This window comes from Mycolicibacterium flavescens (genome assembly GCF_001722335.1).
Lineage (GTDB): Bacteria > Actinomycetota > Actinomycetes > Mycobacteriales > Mycobacteriaceae > Mycobacterium > Mycobacterium flavescens.
Genome location: NZ_MIHA01000001.1, coordinates 1 through 17103 on the forward strand (window position 1 = coordinate 1; position 17103 = coordinate 17103).

Genomic DNA, 17103 nt, shown 5'->3' on the forward strand with positions numbered 1-17103 from the left:
GCAGGCTCGGGGGCCGGAGCCGCCGGCTTGGGCGCGGGAGCCGGCTCGGGCGCCGCGGGCGCCGCGGGAGCGGCCTTGGCCGCCGCGGTCGCCGGGGACGGTCCCGCCTTGGCGGGGGCCGGGGCCGATGCGCCGTTACCTGCGGACTTGGGCTTCTCGGCGGCCGGTTTACCGCCGCCGAACGATTCGCGCAGCCGACGCGCGACCGGGGCCTCCACCGTGGAGGACGCGGATTTGACGAATTCGCCCTGTTCGCTCAGACGAGCGAGAACTTCCTTACTGGTGACACCGAGTTCCTTGGCCAACTCGTGTACACGGGCCTTACCTGCCACTACATCTCCATCTCTAGAGGCGTCAGCGGTGGTAGGCGCCGCGCCTCGGTTTAGCTATGACGCATGGTCATCGGGACTTCACGGTGTGCTCATGTTCTTCGCTACCTGTTCTGTTGCCGTGGGGTCGGGCATGTCCGCACTGCGTTCAGCGCCGACGTACTCGATCACCGCGGATACGTCCGGTGAACCGGTGATCCGCAACGCTCGACCGAACGCTCGCCGCCGGACTGCTGCGTCGAGGCACTGTGGAGTGGGATGCAACCATGCGCCCCGCCCCGGCAGCTTTCTCGCTGAATCGACGGTGACGGCGCTGGAAGTGTTCCCAGCTCCATTGCCGACGGCGACTACCCGAAGCAATTCGACGGCCAGCTCTCGTTTCCGACAACCCACGCAGGTCCGCACCGGTCCGACAGGTCCGTCGGGGCTGCGTCGTTGCGCTGAAGCCGAAGTCTCGCGCTGGATCATCGCTGAGTCTACCGTCACCGTCGCTGGTATTTGAAATGGCTTCACCGCTCGGCGTGGGAACCGCCGTCGGCTGCCCGCGCGGGCGGCCTTACCGGTCGTGAACGGCGCCGCGCGCGGCGCCGTGCCCGGTCCCGCCGCGCTCGCTACCGCCGTCGGCGCCGTCGGGCGCCGCGTCGCTGCGGATGTCGATGCGCCAGCCGGTCAGCCGGGCGGCCAGCCGCGCGTTCTGGCCCTCCTTGCCGATCGCCAGGGACAGCTGGAAGTCGGGTACCACGACACGCGCGGCGCGGGCGGTCTCGTCGATGACCGCCACCGAGACCACCTTGGCCGGCGACAGCGCGTTGGCAACGAACTTGGCCGGGTCCGGGTCGTAGTCGATGATGTCGATCTTCTCGCCCGACAGTTCGCTCATCACGTTGCGCACCCGCTGGCCCATCGGGCCGATGCAGGCGCCCTTGGCGTTGAGCCCCGGCACGCGTGAGGTGACCGCGATCTTGGACCGGTGCCCGGCTTCGCGGGCGACCGCGACGATGTCGACGGAGCCCTCGGCGATCTCGGGGACCTCCAGCGAGAACAGTTTGCGCACCAGGTTCGGGTGGGTGCGCGACAGCGTGATGACCGGTTCGCGGGCGCCGCGGGTGACCCCGACGACGTAGCAGCGCAGCCGGTCACCGTGTTCGTACCGCTCGCCGGGGACCTGCTCGGCCGCCGGGATGACGCCTTCGGATCCCTTGGTCTCGCTGCCCATCCGGACGATGACGAGCCCGCGGGCGTTGGCCCGCGCGTCACGCTGGATCACGCCGGCGACGATGTCACCTTCGCGGGCCGAGAACTCGCCGAAGGTCTTCTCGTTCTCGGCGTCGCGGAACCTCTGCAGCATCACCTGGCGCGCGGTGGTGGCCGCGACGCGACCGAATCCCTCTGGGGTGTCGTCCCACTCGGTGATCACGTTGCCGTCGGCGTCGACCTCGGCGGCCATCACCTTGACCTCGCCGCTCTTGCGGTCGATCTCGATGCGCGCCTCGGCGGCGTGTCCCTCGGTGTGCCGGTAGGCGGTCAACAGCGCCGACTTGATGGTCTCGACGAGTTCCCCCACCGGGATTCCCCGGTCCACCTCGATGGCGTGCAGTGCTGCCATGTCGATGTTCACGCGTCAATCCCCCTTCCCGGATTGGCCGACCAGCTCCAGCTCTCGCGGATTGGGAGGCGAAAATTCCACTTGTACAACGGCTTTGGCGATACCGTCCAGAGGGATCTCGCGGACGGTGAAGGTCGGCTGGCGTCCTTCGCGGACCACCAAACGCACGGTGCCGCCGTCGGTTTCGCCGAGTCGACCGGTCAGCTGGGTGCCGTCGGACAACGTCAGCTCCACTTTGCGGCCGCGGGCCCGGCGATAGTGCTTTTCGGTGCTCAGCGGGCGGTCCACGCCGGGCGAGGTGACTTCGAGGACGTATGGCGCGGCGCGGTCGTCGACGCTGTCGAGCGCCGCCGACGCCGTGCGGGACAGATCGGCGATGGTGTCGAGGTCCAGACCGTCGTCGCCGTCGGCGACCACGGTGATGCGCGGCGGACGGGCGGCGGCGTCGATGACCACCTCTTCGATGTCGTAACCCGCGCGCGCGAAATCGCCGCTGAGCAGCTCGATTACCTCCGTCTGCGACGGCAACCCCGCAGAACGCTCCGTCACGGCGAGCTCCTCGTCTTGAGTTGTTCGGACACGATTCCCCGTGATCACAACCCGGAACCGACACCCCACGATACGCCAGGACAACGGCCGCAAGAGCCAAACGCGCACCCGACGTGCACATCGGCGGTAATGGCAAGATATCCCCCGTGCCGAGCCCACCGCCGACCTACAGCAGGCGGACCGTACTGGCTTCGGCGGCGGCATTGGCCCTGGTCGCGACCGCGTCGGCGGCCTGCGGCAGCGCTCCCCCGCCGCCGGAGGTCGACGAGCTGGTCGCCCAGCTGGTGCGGGCCCGCGCCGACAGCGCGCTGGCCACCGACGCCGCCGCCGAGCAACGCGGCCCCGTCGCCCAGGCGTTGACCGCCATCGCCGCCGAGCGCGCCGCGCACGCCCAGGCGCTCTCCGACGAGCTGGTCCGCATGCGCGGCGACGAGGCGCCCACCACGACGCCGACGAGCACCACCGCCGAAGCGGCCAAGGCGCCGACCGTCGCCGACGTCGTCAACGCGCTTCGGGCGTCGGCGGACAGCGCCGCCGAGCTGGCCGCCTCGCTGTCGGGGTACCGCGCCGGGCTGCTCGCGTCGATCGCCGCCGCCTGCACCGCCGCCTATCAGGTGGCACTGCCCGCACCGAGGAAACCGCGATGACCTCACCGGAGCCCGCGATGCCGGAGCGGCCGTCGGATCCCGCCGACGGCGCGCTGTTCGACGCGATCGCCACCGAACACGCCACCATCTACGGGTACGGGGTGGTCTCGGCGCGCTCGACCCCCGAGGACAACTGGCTGGTGTCGAAGGCGATGGCCGAGCACCGCGAGCGACGCGAGGCCGCGTTGGCACTGCTGGAGGAACGCTCGGTCGTCGGTCCGCTGCCCGCCGCCGGCTACCAGCTGCCGATCGAGGTCGACGGCCCGACCGACGCGGTCAAGCTGGCTGTGCGCATGGAGGAGGACGCCGCGGTCGCCTGGCGCGCCGTCGTCGAGCAGGCCACGACCGAGCAGGACCGCGCGTTCGGGGTCAAGGCGCTGACGCAGTGTGCGGTGACGGCGGCGCGGTGGACCCAGGTGCTCGGCGCTTCGCCGGTCACCGTGGCGTTCCCCGGCGGCAGCGTATAGTCCGACTCGCTTACCTGCCGAGTGTGGGCTCGTGTCACGCGCTGACCGCGATTGGCGTGCGGGTAACCCACGTTCGGCCGGGCTAGGAGCTGCGCAGCGCGTCGGCGATCGCGGCCGTCGCGCCGTCGACCGCGATCTCCCGCTTGTCGCCGGTGAACCGATTGCGCAGTTCGACGACGCCGTCGGCCCAGCCGCGACCGACCACCACCACCCACGGCACGCCGAGCAGTTCGGCGTCCTTGAACTTCACCCCGGGCGAGGCCTGCCGGTCGTCGAGCAGCACCTCGAACCCGTCGCCGTCGAGCGCCGCGGCCAACTCCTCGGCACCCGCGCGCGCGGCCGCGTCCTTGTTCGCGATCACCACGTGCACGTCGAACGGCGACACCGACGACGGCCACCGCAGCCCGAACTCGTCGTGCTGCTGTTCGGCGATGACCGCGACCAGCCGCGACACCCCGACCCCGTAGGAGCCCATGGTCAACCGCACCGGCTTGCCGTTCTCGCCGAGCACGTCGACGTCGAACGCGTCGGTGTACTTGCGGCCCAGCTGGAAGATGTGGCCGATCTCGATGCCGCGCGCGCTGACCAGCTTCCCGGCGCCGTCCGGCGACGGGTCGCCGTCGCGCACCTCGGCGGCCTCGATGGTGCCGTCGGGCACGAAGTCGCGGCCGGCGACCAGGCCGACGACGTGCCGACCCGGTTCGTCGGCCCCGGTGATCCACGACGTCCCGTCGACCACCCGCGGGTCGACCAGATAACGAACTCCGTTGGCCAGCAACCCTTTCGGGCCGATGTAACCTTTCGCCAGGAACGGGTACTTCGCGAAGTCGGCGTCGTCGAGCAGCGCGTACTCGGCCGGTTCCAGCGCCGCGCCGAGCCGTTTGTCGTCGACCTCGCGGTCACCGGGCACCCCGATGCCCAGCAGTTCCCACTCGCCGCCGGGCAGCCGGGTCTTGAGCATCACGTTCTTGAGCGTGTCGGCCGCGGTCACCGGCCGGTCCAGCACCGAGTTGGCCCAGTCGACCAGAGTCGCGATCGTCGGGGTGCCGGGGGTGTCGTACACCGTCGCCTCGGGTTGCCCCTCGATCGGCAGCGGCTCGGGCACGGCCGTCGTCACCGCCTCGACGTTGGCGGCGTAGCCGGATTCCAGGCAGCGCACGAACGTGTCCTCGCCGATCTCGCTCTCGGCCAGGAACTCCTCGGACGCGCTGCCGCCCATCGCCCCGGACACCGCCGACACGATCACGTAGCGCACGCCCAGCCGGTCGAAGATGCGTTGGTAGGCCTCGCGATGGTCGGCGTAGGCCGCGCGCAGGCCGTCGTCGTCGGTGTCGAACGAGTAGGAGTCCTTCATCACGAACTCGCGCCCGCGCAGGATGCCGGCGCGGGGCCGGGCCTCGTCGCGGTACTTGGTCTGGATCTGGAACAGCCGCAGCGGGAAGTCCTTGTAGCTGCTGTACTCCCCCTTCACCGTCAGGGTGAAGAACTCTTCGTGCGTCGGCCCGAGCATGTAATCGTTGCGGCGGCGGTCCTGCAGCCGGAACACGCTGTCGCCGTACTCGGTCCAGCGGTTGGTGGCCTCATACGGCGCGCGGGGCAGCAGCGCCGGGAACAGGATCTCCTGGCCGCCGATGGCGGTCATCTCCTCACGCACGACCCGCTCGATGCGGCGCAGCACCCGCAGGCCCAGCGGCAGCCAGCTGTAGAGCCCGGGCCCGACCGGCCGGACGTAGCCGGCGCGGACCAGCAGTTTGTGGCTGGGCACTTCGGCGTCGGCCGGGTCGTCGCGCAGGGTACGCAGGAACAGCTCCGACATGCGGGTGATCACAGCCGACCACCTTACTGACCTACAGTTCCCCGGCCTCCACCGCTTCGCGGGTGTGCTGGGCGGTCGCGATCTGGCGCGCCGAGAAGCCGATCCAGAACGCCGCGACACCGACGATCACCGCGACGCCGGCCACCCACAGCAGCGAATAGGTGTACCCGAACCCCAGCGCGTCGAGCTGGGCCGGGGTCATGTCCTTGACCGGGCCGGTGGTGCCGCCCAGGTACAGCGTGCGCGACGTCTGCACCGCCTGGATGACGACGAGCACCAGCGGGCCGCCGAGGTTCTGCACCATCAGCGTGATCGACGAGACCGGTCCGATTTCGCCGGGCCCGACCCCGGCGATCGCGCACAGCGGCAGGATCACCGCGATCGCGCCGATCCCGAAGCCGCCGACCACGATCGGGGCGAACAGGTCCGGAAAGTACGGGATGCCGCGGCTCAGCGTCGAGCCGTACAGCATCGCGCCGAGCACGAACAGCCCGCCGCCCAGGATCAGCCAGCGCGGCGCCACATGCGGTGCCAGCTTGGCGGCGACCGCGCTGCCGACGCCGAACGCCAGCGCGAACGGGATGAAGCAGATACCGGCCCGCAGCGCCGAGTACCCGAGAACGTCCTGCACCAGCAGGCCGATCATCACCGTCAACGTCAGCATCACCCCGCCGGCCATGAACAGCGCGACGAACGTCATCACCCGGTTGCGGTTGTCGAACACCGAGAACGGCACGATCGGGTGCGCGGCGGTGCGCTCGACGAGCAGGAAGCCGATGAAGAAGACGGCCGCGGCCACTGCGGCGCCGATCACCAGCGGGTCGACCCAGCCGCGCGGCGGGCCCTGGGTGAACACCAGCACCGCCGCCGAACAGCCCAGCGTCGCCAGCAGCGCGCCGGCGATGTCGAGTTTGAGTCGCTCGTGGTGGGTTTCGGCGAGGTTGTAGACCGCGACCGCGATGATCGCGATACCGATCGGCACGTTGATCAGGAACGCCAGCCGCCACGAGATCACCGTCAGCGCGCCGCCGAGCACCAGCCCGAGCACCGAGCCGATGCCCTGCATGGCCGCCGAGATCGCCAGCGCCCGGTTACGGGCCTGCCCGACCGCGTACGTCGTCGCGATCAGCGCCAGCCCGGTCGGTGCGGCGACGGCGGCACCGACGCCCTGCACCGCGCGCGCGACGATCAGCGTCATCGGGTCGGTGGCCAGCCCGCACACCAGCGAGGCGATCGTGAACACCCCGACCCCCGACAGGAACGCGCGCTTGTGCCCGATCGCGTCGCCGACGCGGCCGCCGAGCAGCAGCAGCCCGCCGAACGCCAGCACGTAGGCGGTGATCACCCAGCTCTTGCTGGCGTCGGTGAGCCCGAGGTCGGCCTGCATCCGCGGCAGCGCGACGATCACGATGGTGCCGTCGAGCGTCGACATCAGCTGCATGCCGGTGATCGCGATGATCGCCGGGCCGAGGACGGACTTCGCGAGCGGCAGCTGCGAGGCGGACGATCCGGTGGCGGCCGACGAGCGGTCCATCGAGTCCGGGGAGGACTCCGGGGAACCACCTGCCGCAGACATGGATTGCCAGCCTACAGAGTGCGGTTTGGGTGTAGTTGGATGCGCGAGGCGCCACCAACTACGCCGAAATCACAACTCGCCGGAGTCGATCGCGTCCTTGACTTCCTGCGCGTGCGCCACCTGCTGGGCCGAATAACCGATGAACAGCGCCACCACGCCCACGATCACCGCGACCGCGGCCACCCATAGCAGCCCGTAGGTGTAGCCCTGGTCGAGCGCGTGCAGCTGCGCGGCGTTCATGTCGTTGACCGGGCCGGTGGTGCCGCCCAGATACAGCGTGCGCGACGTGATCACAGCCTGCACGATCGCCAGCACGACGGGCCCGCCGAGGTTCTGCAGCATCAGCGCGATCGCCGACACCGGGCCGATCTGGTCGAAGCCCACCCCGGCGATCGCCGAAAGCGTCAGCGGCACCACGATCATGCCGATGCCCAGCCCGCCGATCGTGATGGGCAGCACCAGGTTCGGGAAGTACGGGATGTTCGCGTCCAGCGTCGAGCCGTAGATCATCGCTCCGAGCACCAGCACGCCGCCGGCGATCACCAGCAGCCGCGGCGGGAACATCTGCACCAGCTGCGACGACAATCCGAGTCCGATGCCGAGCGCGATCACGAACGGGATGAACCCGATACCGGCGCGCAGCGGGCTGTACCCCATGATGTCCTGCACGTAGAGCCCGATCAGCACGGTGAGCGTGAACATCACACCGCCGGCCAGGAACACCGCCGCGAACGTCGCGACCCGGTTGCGCTCCTTGAACAGGTCGAACGGCATCACCGGGTTGGCGGCGGTGCGCTCGACGTAGAGGAACGCCAGCAGCGCCAGACCGGCGACCAGCCCGGAGCCCAGCGTGATCGGCGACAGCCAGCCCTGTTCGGGGCCCATCGAGAACCCGAACACCGCGGCGGTACAGCCCAGCGTCGCCAGCAGCGCGCCGGTGGCGTCGAGCTTGAGCGGCTCGCGGTGCGTCTCCCGCAGGGTCCGGCGGGCCAGGTGGATCATCAGCAGCCCGATCGGGATGTTGATCAGGAACGCCCAGCGCCACGACACCTCGGTCAGCGCGCCGCCGACGATCAGACCCATCACCGAGCCGATCCCGGTCATCGCGGCGAAGATCGCGGTCGCGGCGTTTCGGGCCGGCCCCTTGGGGAACGTCGTGGCGATCAGCGCCAGCGCCGTGGGCGACGCGATCGCCGCGCCGACGCCCTGCAGCAGCCGGGCGATCACCAGCGTGGCCTCGTTCCAGGCCAGACCGCACAGCACCGAGGCGATGGTGAACAGCGCGACGCCGACGATGAACGTGCGCTTGCGTCCGATCGTGTCGCCCAGTCGGCCGCCGAGCAGCATCAGCCCGCCGAAGGTGAGCACGTAGGCGGTGATGACCCAGCTGCGGCCGGCGTCCGACAGGCTCAGCTCGTCCTGGATCTTAGGAAGCGCGACGATCGCGACGGTGCTGTCCATGGTCGCGAGCAGCTGCATGCCGCCGATCGCGATGACCGCGGCGATGAATCGGCGCGACGGCAGCCACGTCGGGTACCTGCCCGTTCGCTCGGCCGCAGACTGATGCACGTGCCCCGGCAGCGCCCGGTTTGCCTTGTTTTCGGCGTCACGGCGCATGGCTGCACGCTCTGCGTCATTGAGAGCCGTCATGCGGGTTACCTTACAGTAATCTTAAGAACCCTTTAACTGCCGAACGCCGCCACAGCACCGATCACGATGATCGCCGGCGGCCGGATTCCGTCCTCGCGGATGCGCTGCGCGACGTCGCTCAGCGTCGCCCGCAAAGTTCGTTCCGCGGCCGTCGTCCCGTGCTGCACCACCAGGACCGGAGTATCTGCAGGTCGACCACCGTCCAGCAGGGCGCGGGCGAACAGTTCGATCCGTTCGACGGCCATCAGCAACACGATCGTTCCGGACAGTCTGGCCAGCGCATCCCAATTCACTAACGATTCGGGGTGCCCCGGCGCGACATGGCCGCTGACCACCACGAATTCGTGCGTGACGTGGCGGTGTGTGACCGGGACGCCGGCCAACGCGGGCACCCCTATGGCACTGGTCACACCCGGCACAACCGTCACCTGAACCCCGGCGTCCGCGCACGCGATGATCTCCTCGTAGCCGCGGGCGAACACGAACGGGTCACCGCCTTTGAGGCGCACCACGAACTTGCCGGCCCGGGCGCGGTCGATCAGCAGGCCGTTGATCGCGTCCTGCGCCATCGCGCGGCCGTACGGGATCTTCGAAGCGTCGATCACCTCGACGTGCGGCGGCAGTTCGGCCAGCAGTTCCTGCGGGGCGAGCCGGTCGGCGACGACGACGTCGGCCTGGGCCAGCAGCCGGCGGCCGCGGACGGTGATCAGCTCCGGGTCGCCGGGGCCCCCACCGACCAACGCGACCCCGCCGGCGACGGCGCCGGGGGTCTCGGCGGTGATGACGCCCTGCTGCAGGGCCTCGCGGATGGCCGAGCGGATGGCCGCCGAGCGCCGGTGCTCACCGCCGGCGAGCACCCCGACCGAGAGCCCGTCGTACTCGAACGTCGCCGGGGTCACCGCGGTGCCGTCGCGGGCGATGTCGGCCCGGACGCAGAAGATGCGGGCCCGTTCGGCCTCGGCGACGATCGCGGCGTTGACGGCCGCATCGTCGGTGGCGGCGATCGCGTACCAGGCGCCGTCGAGGTCGCCGTCGCGGAACTCGCGCAGATGCAGGGTGATTCCGGACATCGCCTCGACGACCGGGGTGGCCTCGCGGGCGATCACGTGTACGTCGGCGCCGTTGGCCACCAGCAGCGGCAGCCGGCGCTGGGCGACGCTGCCGCCGCCGACCACCACGACCTTCCTGCCGGTCAGGCGCAGGCCGACGAGATAGGCGTCTTCGGTACTCATCTTCTGCTCGTCGTTGCCCGCGCTCGTCACCCGGCGAGCTTAGAGGTTGCCGCAGAGGCGACGAACCGGGTGATCGCCTCCGGGTGCGCGGCGGGGTGGGTGTGCAGGTATCCGGCGTGCACGCCGCCGGCGATCGCGCCGTCGCGCCGGCCGCCGGTGAACATCCATGCCGGCTCGTAGGTGTCGGCGAATGAGACTGCGGTGCGGTGGAATTCGTGTCCCATCACCCGGTCGCCGACCGCGTGCAGGGGTGATTCGGCGACGACGACGGCCTCGCGGTAGCCCAGGGTGAGCCGTTCGGTGAACCGGGCAGACCCGGCCAGCGCCCCGCACATCGGGTGGCCGTCGAGGTCGTCGAGCAGGTAGGTGAGCCCGGCGCATTCGGCGTGCACGGGGGCGCCGGCGGCCGCGAGTCGCCGGATCTGGGCGCGCACGGGTTCGTTGGCCGACAGTTCGGCGACGAACTCCTCGGGGAAGCCGCCCGGGATGACCAGCGCCGCGGTGTCGGCGGGGAGCTCGTCGGTGAGCGGGTCGAAGTCGACGACGTCGGCGCCTGCGGCGGTGAGCAGTTCGCGGTGCTCCCGGTAGCCGAACGTGAACGCCTTGCCGGCGGCCAGCGCGACGGTGGGGTGACCGTCGACGGACGTGACGGTCTCGGCGGACCACGGTGCGGCGGTGACCCGGCTGTCGGCGAGCGCGGCGATCGCGGTGAGGTCGACGTGGCGCGCGACGAGCGCGGTCATCTCCTCGACGGCTTCGCGGGCGCGTTGGCCGTGTTCGGTCGCGGTGACCAGGCCGAGATGTCTTGCCGGAACGGTCAGTTCGTCCGACCGCGGGATGGCGCCGAGAACCGGGATGCCGGTGTGTTCGCAGGCCTGTCGCAGCACCTCCTCGTGCCGGGCGGAGCCGACGCGGTTGAGGATCACCCCGACGACGCGCACCGATGTGTCGAATGTCGAAAAGCCGTGCAGCAGAGCCGCGATGCTGTGGCTCTGGCCGCGGGCGTCGACGACCATGACGACCGGCGCGCCGAGCAGGCCCGCCACGTGTGCCGTCGACCCGAACGCGGCGCCCGCCGACCCCTCGGCGATCCGCCCGTCGAACATGCCCATCACGCCTTCGATGACGGCGATGTCGGCGTCGCGCCCGCCGTGCCGGTACAGCGGCCCGATCAGGGTCTCCCCCTGCAGCACCGGGTCGAGGTTGCGGCCCGGCCGGTGCGTCGCGAGCGCGTGGTAGCCGGGGTCGATGTAGTCCGGGCCGACCTTGAACGGTGCGACCGACCGGCCGGCCCGTCGCAGCGCACCCATCAGACCCGTTGCCACCGTGGTCTTTCCGCTGCCCGAGGCGGGCGCGGCGATGACCACACCGGGCGTCACCGTAGTCACGTCGGCCCCCCGCCCCGGTAGCGCGAGCGTGCGCAGATGCGGTATTTCGCGCGGCGTGTCGTGTGCAAACCCTCAGTGTCACTGTCGACTGTGCCGCGTTGCGGTGGTTGGGTCTTTCCATCTGGTGTCTGGCTCTTGCAAACACTGCCACCTTTTGGGTTGGTCTTCGTGCGTTGTGCCGGCGCCAGATGGGAAGGACCGACCGGTGTGACTTGATAGGAGCGTGGCACCGCCCCGACTGAGATGTGTCCACCGGCCGGCCCAACCTTCATCACCCACCTCATATGAAGGAGGCAACCACCATGGTTGTTGTTGGCACCGATGTACACAAGCGCACCCACACATTCGTCGCAGTTGACGAGGTCGGGCGCAAGCTGGGCGAGAAAACTGTCCCCGCGACGACCGCCGGTCATCTCAAAGCGTTGACGTGGGCTCGCCTGGAGTTCGGTGAGGACCTGTTGTGGGGTATCGAGGACTGCCGCAATCTGTCGGCTCGCTTGGAGCGTGATCTGCTCTCGGCACGCCAACAGGTCGTGCGGGTAGCACCGAAACTGATGGCCCAGGCGCGGGCGTCGGCGCGCACCCGCGGCAAGTCCGATCCGATCGATGCGTTGGCCGTCGCGCACGCGGTGCTGCGCCACCCCGATCTGCCGGTCGCCGCCCACGACACGGTGTCTCATGAGTTGAAATTGTTGGTCGACCGTCGTGAAGACCTTGTCGGACAACGGACGTCGACGATCAACCGGCTCCGCCAACGTGTCCACCAGCTCGACCCCGCTGTGGAACCCCAGCTGGCCAACCTGCACCGCGAACCCGCCCGCGCTCGGCTGGCCGAATGGCTCGGCACCCAAGACGGGCTCTTGGCCGAACTGGCCGGCGACGAACTGGCCGACATCACCCGCCTCAGCGCAGCCATCGATGACCTCGCCGAGCGCATCGGCGACCGTGTCCGCACCGTGGCGCCGGCACTGCTGGAACTGCCCGGCTGCGGTGAACTCACCGCAGCCAAACTCGTTGCCGAGACCGCCGGAGTCCACCGATTCAGAAGCGAAGCCGCCTTCGCCCGTCACAGCGGCGCCGCCCCGGTCCCGGTCTGGTCGGGCAACACCGCCGGCCGGGTACGACTGACCCGATCGGGAAACCGACAACTCAACGCCGCCTTGCACCGCATCGCCATAACCCAGATCCGACTCACGACCAGCGCCGGACACGCCTACTACCGCAAGCGCCTCGCCAGCGGAAACTCCAAAACCGAAGCCCTGCGCTGCCTCAAACGCCGACTCGCCCGCGTCGTCTACCAACGCCTGCGAACCGACGACCTCACCCAACATCACAGCCACCAAAGCACAGCCGCTTGACATAGGAGCAATGCACGCTCGCCACAACGGGGCGGGGTTACCACTCGATGCCCTTCTGGCCCTTGCGGCCGACGTCCATCGGGTGCTTGACCTTCGTCATCTCGGTCACCAGGTCGGCGGCGTCGAGCAGCGCGGGCGGAGCGTCGCGGCCGGTGATCACCACATGCTGGGTGCCCGGGCGCTCAGCCAGGGTGGCGATCACCTCGTCGACGTCGATCCACCCCCACTTCAGCGGGTAGGTGAACTCGTCGAGCACATAGAAGTCGTGACGCTGCTCGGCGAGGCGCCGGGCGATCTCGGCCCAGCCGTCGGCGGCGGCCGCGGCGTGGTCGACCTCGCTGCCCGATTTGCGGGTCCAGGACCATCCGGAGCCCATCTTGTGCCACTGCACGGGCCCGCCGACGCCGTGCTCGTCGTGCAGCTTGCCGAGTTCGCGGAACGCCGACTCCTCGCCGACCTTCCACTTCGCGCTCTTGACGAACTGGAACACCGCGATGTCGAACCCCTGGTTCCACGCCCGCAGCGCCATCCCGAACGCCGCGGTCGACTTGCCCTTGCCCGCGCCGGTGTGCACGGCCAGCAGCGGCGCGTTGCGGCGCGCGCGGGTGGTCAGCCCGTCGTCGGGGATGGTCAGCGGCTGGCCCTGCGGCATCGGTGGCTCCTCGGGATCAGGCGGCGGTGCGGACGACGTCGGTCAGGCTGTCGGCGCGCAACTGGGCCAGCCGCACCGCCGGCGCCCCCAGTTGCCGGGCCAGCTCTTCGGCCAACCCGAGCCGCACGTAGGAAGTCTCGCAGTCCACGACGACCGCGGCAGCGCCTTCGGCGACCAGGCGGGCCGCGGCCGCGCGGGTCCGGCCCAGCGGGTCCGGCCCGCCGGTGGCCCGCCCGTCGGTGAGCACCACCACCAGCGCGCGCCGCGCCCGGTCGCGGGCCTTCTCCCGCACCACGACGTCACGGGCGGCCAGCAGCCCCTGCGCCAGCGGGGTCTTGCCGCCGGTGGCGAACCGGGCCAGCCGCCGCGACGCGATGTGCACCGACGACGTGGGCGGCAGCAGCAGTTCGGCGTCTTGGCGGCGGAACGTGATCACCGCCACCTTGTCGCGCCGCTGATAGGCGTCGCGCAGCAGTGACAACGTGGCGCCGCTGACGGCCGACATGCGGTCGCGCGCGGCCATCGAACCCGAGGCGTCGACCACGAAGATCACCAGGTTGCCCTCGCGGCCCTCGCGGATCGCGCGGCGCACGTCGCCCGGTTGCGGCCGCGGGATCCCCGGCCCGCGCTGACGTTCGACCGCGGCGAGCAGGGTGCCGAACACGTGCACTCCGTAGCCGTCGTCGGACGCGGCGGAGATGGTCTTGCCGGTGCGGTTACGGGCCCGCGACCGGCGCCCAGGCGCGCCTTCGCCCACTCCGGGTACCACCAGCGACCGGGTGCGGAAGGTGGCCGACGGCGGGGCGCTGGTCCGTGATCCTGAACCCGAATCACTCTGCGGCGCAGCGTCTTCCGCGTCCCCGTCCGTCGACGACGAGGGGCCACCGCCGGGCGGGTCGGGGTCCGGTTCGGGCTCGGGGTCCTCATCGGCGGCCTCACCGGCCTCGTTCATCGCGTCGTCCAGCTGGCCGGGGTCGAGGCCCGGGTCGTCGAACGGGTCACGTCGACGGCGGTGCGGCAGGGCGAGTTCGGCGGCGATGCGCACATCCTCTTCGCCCACCGTGTCGGCGCCGCGCCAGGCCGCGTGCGCGACGGCCGTTCTGGCGACGACGAGGTCGGCGCGCATACCGTCGACGTCGAACGCCGCGCACAGCGCCGCGATCCGGCGTAATTCCTTGTCCGGCAGCACCACCGAGTCCACAGAGGCGCGCGCGTCGGCGATCCGGCGGGCCAGCTCGGCGTCGGCGTCGGCGTAGCGGCCCGCGAACGCGTCGGGGTCGGCCTCGAAGGCCATGCGCTGACGGATCACCTCGACGCGCACGTCGACGTCGCGGGACGCGCGCACGTCGACGGTCAACCCGAAGCGGTCGAGCAGCTGCGGACGCAGTTCGCCCTCTTCGGGATTCATCGTGCCGATCAGCACGAAGCGGGCGTCGTGGCTGTGTGACACCCCGTCGCGCTCGACGTGCACCCGGCCCATCGCGGCGGCATCGAGCAGCACATCGACGAGATGGTCGTGCAGCAGGTTGACCTCGTCGACGTAGAGCACCCCGTTGTGCGCCCGCGCCAGCAGCCCCGGCGAGAACGCGTGCTCGCCGTCGCGCAGCACCTTCTGCAGGTCCAGCGAGCCGACCACCCGGTCCTCGGTCGCGCCGATCGGCAACTCGACGAGCCGGCCGTCGCCGATGGCCTCCAGGACGCTGGCCAGCCCACGCACGGCCGTCGACTTCGCGGTGCCCTTCTCCCCGCGGATCAGCACACCGCCGATGTCGGGCCGGATCGCGCACAGCACCAGCGCCAGCCGCAGTTGATCGTGTCCGACGAGAGCGCTGAACGGGTAAGTCACGGCTTCAGCATAGGGACGTGCGGAATGCCGTCCTGGAGGAACTCCTCACCGTCGCGCACGAAGCCCAGGCGGGCGTACATGTCGGCCAGGTAGATCTGCGAGTCGATCCGGCACGGGTAGTCGCCGACTTCGGCGAGCGCGGCCTGCAGCAGCCGGGTGCCGTGCCCGTGGCCGCGGGCCTCCCGTTTGGTGCAGACCCGCCCGATCCGGAACTCCTTCTGCCCGCCGGGATGCTCCTCCATCAGCCGCAGCGTGCAGATGACCTCGCCGACAGGCGTTTCCAGCCAGAAGTGGCGGGTTTCGGCCAGCAGGTCGCGACCGTCGAGTTCCGGGTACGGGGTGGCCTGTTCGACGACGAACACCTCGACGCGCAGCTTGAGCAGTTCGTAGAGCATCGCGGCGTCGAGGTCCTTGGCCCAGCTGCGCCGCAGCATGATCGTCATCCCACGGCCACCGTCGAATGCTCCTCGAGTTTGAGCACCCGCGACCCCCATTCCCACACCTCGTCGAACAGGGCGGGCTCGCTGGACAGTTCGACGTTCAGCGAAGGCACCATCTGCTTGAGCTTGGGCAGCCACGCCTTGTACTGCTGACCGAAACAGCGGCGCATCACGTCGAGCATCGCCGGGACCGCCGTCGACGCGCCCGGCGACGCACCGAGCAGGCCCGCGATCGTGCCGTCGGCGGAGGTCAGCACGGTGGTGCCGAAGTCGAGCACGCCCTTGCCCTTCGCTCCGCAGATGACCTGGACGCGCTGGCCGGCGACGTTGATCTCCCAGTCGGATTCCCTTGCGCTCGGGGCGAATTCCTGAAGCGCGTCGATACGCTCGGCATCGGAGAGCATCAGCTGGCCCAGCAGGTACTTGAGCAAACCGAACTGGGTCAGCGCGACGTTGGCCATCTTCGCGATGTTGGTCAGCGTGATCGACTCGGGCAGGTCGAGGACGTCGCCCTGCTTGAGGAACTTCGGCGACCACCCGGCGAACGGACCGAACAGCAGCCAGGACCGGCCGTTGATGACCCGAGCGTCCAAGTGCGGCACCGACATCGGCGGTGCCCCGACCGGCGGCTGACCGTAGACCTTGGCGCGGTGCGCTTCGGTCAGCCGCGGGACGTCGGTGCGCAGGAACTTGCCGCTGACCGGGAAGCCGCCGAATCCCTTGGCCTCCTTCATGCCCGCCTTCTGCAGCAGGTTCAGCGCGCCGCCGCCGGCGCCGACGAAGACGAACTTGCTGCGCAGCCTGCTGGTCTGCCCGGTCCGCAGGTTGGTCAGCTTGAGCATCCAGGTGCCGTCGGATTCCTGGCGCAGGTCGCGGATCTCGTGGCCGAACCGGGTGGTCATTCCGCGCTGGGCGACATAGCCGATGAGTTGGCGCGACAACGACCCGAAGTCGACGTCGGTGCCGTGTTGAGTCCAGTTCAGCGCGACGGGTTCGGAGAAGTCGCGCTGCTCGGCCATCAGCGGCAGCCGGCGGGCGAACTCGGTCTCGTCGTCGATGTACTCCATCCCGCCGAACAGCGGGTTCGGCGACAGCGCGTCGTAGCGGCGCCGCAGGTACTTCACGTTGTCGGCGCCGTGGACGAAGCTGACGTGCGGGATCGGGTGCAGGAAGCTGCGCGGGTCGGCGATCACGCCGTTCTCCACCGCATAGGCCCAGAACTGGCGGGTCACCTGGAACTGCTCGTTGACCCGCACCGCCTTGGAGATGTCGATGGAACCGTCGGGCTGCTGCGGGGTGTAGTTCAGTTCGCACAGCGCCGAGTGCCCGGTGCCCGCGTTGTTCCACGCGTCGCTGCTCTCGGCGGCCGCCCCGTCCAGGCGCTCGATGAGGGTGATCGACCAGTCCGGTTCCAGCAGCCGCAGCAAGGTGCCCAGCGTGCCGCTCATGATGCCGGCGCCGATCAGCACCACGTCCGTCGTCGCCGTCTTCTCCGACGCTCGTTTCACCGACGTTGCGTTTTCCGACGACGTTGCGTTTTCCGACGA

Annotated in this window: 16 protein-coding genes; 3 read left to right on the forward strand and 13 right to left on the reverse strand. The window is 70.1% G+C overall.

The window, feature by feature from the left end; all coding sequences use genetic code 11:
• The 4 genes from BHQ18_RS00005 to rimP form a co-directional block, all read right to left on the reverse strand.
• On the reverse strand, nucleotides 1-332 hold a 332-nt coding region (locus tag BHQ18_RS00005; protein WP_205866009.1), incomplete at its 3' end, for a translation initiation factor IF-2 N-terminal domain-containing protein.
• Nucleotides 333-410: 78 nt separating this feature from the next.
• Nucleotides 411-797, reverse strand: a complete 387-nt coding sequence (locus tag BHQ18_RS28890; protein ID WP_084293801.1) for a YlxR family protein — start codon at nucleotides 795-797, stop codon at nucleotides 411-413.
• Between the two features lie 88 nt (nucleotides 798-885).
• Nucleotides 886-1947, reverse strand: a complete 1062-nt coding sequence (gene nusA, locus BHQ18_RS00010) for a transcription termination factor NusA (protein WP_069411526.1) — start codon at nucleotides 1945-1947, stop codon at nucleotides 886-888.
• A gap of 3 nt (nucleotides 1948-1950) precedes the next feature.
• The gene (gene rimP, locus BHQ18_RS00015) at nucleotides 1951-2484 is read right to left on the reverse strand and encodes a ribosome maturation factor RimP (RefSeq protein ID WP_069411527.1); all 534 of its coding nucleotides are present in this window, start codon (nucleotides 2482-2484) and stop codon (nucleotides 1951-1953) included.
• 137 nt (nucleotides 2485-2621) lie between these two features.
• On the opposite strand from rimP, the gene BHQ18_RS00020 reads away from it, so the two are divergent.
• Nucleotides 2622-3131, forward strand: a complete 510-nt coding sequence (locus tag BHQ18_RS00020) for a hypothetical protein (protein WP_205866017.1) — start codon at nucleotides 2622-2624, stop codon at nucleotides 3129-3131.
• Nucleotides 3128-3598 (forward strand): ferritin-like domain-containing protein, encoded by a 471-nt coding sequence (locus BHQ18_RS00025; RefSeq protein ID WP_069411529.1) that lies wholly within the window; start codon nucleotides 3128-3130, stop codon nucleotides 3596-3598. The genes BHQ18_RS00020 and BHQ18_RS00025 overlap by 4 nt, the downstream gene beginning before the upstream one ends.
• A gap of 82 nt (nucleotides 3599-3680) precedes the next feature.
• Here the strand turns inward: BHQ18_RS00025 and BHQ18_RS00030 are convergent, their stop codons facing one another.
• From BHQ18_RS00030 to BHQ18_RS00050, 5 genes are all read right to left on the reverse strand, one after another.
• Nucleotides 3681-5426: a proline--tRNA ligase gene (locus BHQ18_RS00030; RefSeq protein ID WP_069411530.1), complete on the reverse strand. Its 1746-nt coding sequence runs from the start codon at nucleotides 5424-5426 to the stop codon at nucleotides 3681-3683.
• Nucleotides 5427-5445: 19 nt separating this feature from the next.
• A complete protein-coding gene (locus BHQ18_RS00035) occupies nucleotides 5446-6990 on the reverse strand; it encodes an MFS transporter (protein ID WP_205866010.1) in 1545 nt (514 codons plus the stop codon).
• Nucleotides 6991-7059: 69 nt separating this feature from the next.
• A complete protein-coding gene (locus BHQ18_RS00040; RefSeq protein WP_234794048.1) occupies nucleotides 7060-8607 on the reverse strand; it encodes an MFS transporter in 1548 nt (515 codons plus the stop codon).
• A gap of 65 nt (nucleotides 8608-8672) precedes the next feature.
• On the reverse strand, nucleotides 8673-9872 hold the full coding sequence (gene cobA / locus BHQ18_RS00045) for a uroporphyrinogen-III C-methyltransferase (RefSeq protein ID WP_069411962.1): 1200 nt from the start codon (nucleotides 9870-9872) through the stop codon (nucleotides 8673-8675).
• Nucleotides 9873-9898: 26 nt separating this feature from the next.
• Nucleotides 9899-11251, reverse strand: coding sequence for a cobyrinic acid a,c-diamide synthase CobB (locus BHQ18_RS00050; RefSeq protein WP_069411533.1), 1353 nt, complete (start codon nucleotides 11249-11251; stop codon nucleotides 9899-9901).
• Between the two features lie 293 nt (nucleotides 11252-11544).
• Between BHQ18_RS00050 and BHQ18_RS00055 the strand changes: the two genes are divergently transcribed.
• The gene (locus BHQ18_RS00055) at nucleotides 11545-12618 is read left to right on the forward strand and encodes an IS110 family RNA-guided transposase (RefSeq protein ID WP_234794031.1); all 1074 of its coding nucleotides are present in this window, start codon (nucleotides 11545-11547) and stop codon (nucleotides 12616-12618) included.
• Between the two features lie 37 nt (nucleotides 12619-12655).
• On the opposite strand, the gene cobO is transcribed toward BHQ18_RS00055, so the two are convergent.
• From cobO to mqo, 4 genes are read right to left on the reverse strand one after another with little or no spacing between them, the layout of a single operon-like run.
• Complete coding sequence (gene cobO, locus BHQ18_RS00060; RefSeq protein ID WP_069411534.1) at nucleotides 12656-13270, reverse strand: cob(I)yrinic acid a,c-diamide adenosyltransferase; 615 nt, start codon at nucleotides 13268-13270, stop codon at nucleotides 12656-12658.
• 16 nt (nucleotides 13271-13286) lie between these two features.
• The gene (locus BHQ18_RS00065; protein WP_069411535.1) at nucleotides 13287-15116 is read right to left on the reverse strand and encodes a magnesium chelatase subunit D family protein; all 1830 of its coding nucleotides are present in this window, start codon (nucleotides 15114-15116) and stop codon (nucleotides 13287-13289) included.
• Nucleotides 15113-15559 (reverse strand): GNAT family N-acetyltransferase, encoded by a 447-nt coding sequence (locus tag BHQ18_RS00070; RefSeq protein WP_069411536.1) that lies wholly within the window; start codon nucleotides 15557-15559, stop codon nucleotides 15113-15115. The genes BHQ18_RS00065 and BHQ18_RS00070 overlap by 4 nt, the downstream gene beginning before the upstream one ends.
• A complete protein-coding gene (gene mqo, locus BHQ18_RS00075; RefSeq protein ID WP_084293802.1) occupies nucleotides 15556-17064 on the reverse strand; it encodes a malate dehydrogenase (quinone) in 1509 nt (502 codons plus the stop codon). Before mqo ends, BHQ18_RS00070 begins: the two co-directional genes overlap by 4 nt.
• Nucleotides 17065-17103: the final 39 nt, after the last annotated feature.